The sequence below is a fragment of the Kribbella catacumbae DSM 19601 genome, from assembly GCF_000372465.1.
Taxonomy (GTDB): Bacteria; Actinomycetota; Actinomycetes; order Propionibacteriales; family Kribbellaceae; genus Kribbella; species Kribbella catacumbae.
Window position 1 is genome coordinate 1 of record NZ_AQUZ01000128.1, and the last position, 1,908, is coordinate 1,908.

The 1,908-nt window shown below is 56.6% G+C and carries 3 protein-coding genes; all 3 read left to right on the forward strand.

The window, feature by feature from the left end:
* Nucleotides 1-752: HNH endonuclease signature motif containing protein (locus tag A3ES_RS53375; RefSeq protein ID WP_169501861.1), on the forward strand; the 752-nt coding region annotated here is incomplete at its 5' end.
* 20 nt (nucleotides 753-772) lie between these two features.
* A complete protein-coding gene (locus tag A3ES_RS54890; protein WP_157631098.1) occupies nucleotides 773-1,270 on the forward strand; it encodes a hypothetical protein in 498 nt (165 codons plus the stop codon).
* Nucleotides 1,271-1,789: a hypothetical protein gene (locus tag A3ES_RS0145455; RefSeq protein ID WP_157631099.1), complete on the forward strand. Its 519-nt coding sequence runs from the start codon at nucleotides 1,271-1,273 to the stop codon at nucleotides 1,787-1,789.
* Nucleotides 1,790-1,908: the final 119 nt, after the last annotated feature.

Consider the following 1,908-nt stretch of genomic DNA (forward strand, 5'->3'; position numbering starts at 1 on the left):
CGAACGGCAACCAAAGCCTCTGCCCCACCGACCCCAACCAGCCGGCAACCGTCATCGGCGTCCAAGGCGACCTAACCGACGAAACCCGCGACTGGGCAGGTCAGCAATACCAAAACGCCCTCGACCAAACCGGCTCCGTGATAGCAAGTGCCAGCCAAACGGGTTCGATGTTCGGCGCTGGCATGCAGTTGCCTGAGATCTGTAGGTGCGGCGGTCTCTCCGGCGTTGGACGCCTCGTCGGTCCACTCGGTCCCAGCGGAACGGGTATGCCACTGGGCACAGGTGCCAATCTAGTCGGCGGCATGGCTGTCGCCGGGGTGGGCGTTCTGCTCATCGAAGACATCGCCAATGGGCAAGCATCCGACAACCCGTTCGTCGAGATGCTCGCTGGAGGCGGCACAGCTCAGCCGCCGGAGGAAGACGATGACGACAGCCCACTCAACAGCAAAGGCGAGAAGTATCCGCAGGTGACGGACCCGCGGACTGGCAAGCCGATCCACCATCCCGGAAGCGACCTACAGCGGGTACCTAAGGATAAGCGGGTTGGGTGGGACAGCTCCAAAGATCGCTACGCCTACATTAAGGAGTGGCATGACCGTGGCCTCCCCGCGCCTGAAGGAGGTTGGGCCAAGTATGATATACACCACATCAAGCCACGTGAGTTCGGTGGAGACAATAGTTTCAATAACTTAGTGCCAGTGGAGCGGAAGGTGCATCAGCAGCAACTCAATCCATGGTGGATAAACTACTAGGACATCTCTAAGGGTTTTAGATGAGCATTCAAGACATTCTTAATGAATGCGCTGTTAAGTACTCGCAGCCTCAGCGTCTTCATGGCGAGGACTCTTTCAGGTTTGCCTGCTCGGTCTCATTCGTCCCGGACGGGGGCCGCGGACTGGCGGGCGGTGAGGCCGGAATACCTGATGAGTTGACGGAGTTCTGGAGAGTTTGCGACAGCGCCAAACTGTTTTTCGACGTCGACTACGGCCAATGGGGTCTATCTCTGCTGAATCAAGAAGACAGTCATGCGCGGACTGTCGAGTATGCCGAGATGAGGTCCGCTGACACGAGACCGGGAGATGTTGTTGTCGGCGAGTTCTTGGGCGATCTGGATCTCCTAGTACTTGCGCCTAGTGAATCTGGCTCAAGTCGCATTCGCGTTGGCCTTCCCCTGGATCCGAGAGCTGAATGGTATTCGGTTGGTCGCGACTTAGAAGATTTCCTTAAGAGGTATGTTGGTAGCCTGGGAAGAAAGTTCTGGGTTGACTAGTTGCTCGTCAAGCAGCATTGGCTAGGTAATCGGGTCGGCGGATCCTGGAGTCGATGGCAACGTGAAATCGATGTATCCGATAAAATGATCGAACTTACTTACAGGCTCGAAGATCTTCCTGAACTTGCGGGATGGGAAGTCCGGCGGGAGGTTGCGACTGCGAGTAGAGGTGAGTTGCTGTGGTATTTCTTTCCTGCGGATGTCGCGCTGCGCATGGATGGAGCTGAAATCTCGACGGCACATGCGGGTATACCGTTGATGGACTTCGGGTTCTCGATTGTGGAGATCCTCGAAAAGCTCCCGTCTGTCAACAATGAGATACTCCGATATACGTTTACCGAGGCTGTTGAGGATCTTTCGTTCCAGTCGCGATCTGGGCAAGTGGAGATCAGGGCAACCTTTAGTCCGGTGGTGCTGGAATGTTCACTGGATGATCTGCGCAGTGCCGTAAAGCAGTGTGTCTCGGATGCGGTATCTGAGCCCGGATCCACCGATCGGGTTTTGGTTGTTGTTTCGTGAGGGATTTTGAAGTTTCGTTGGAGTGCTGGCTGCGTTCGGGTGTGGCGGGGTCGCCGGTCTGGCCGGCTTTTCCACTTCTGGTTCCTTGGTTGGGCCCTGCGGGCGGTTGGTCGGGTCAG

Excerpts from the sequence above, each read along its gene's own strand:
- A3ES_RS54890 (WP_157631098.1), top strand. The coding sequence starts at position 773 with ATGAGCATTCAAGACATTCTTAATGAATGCGCTGTTAAGTACTCGCAG.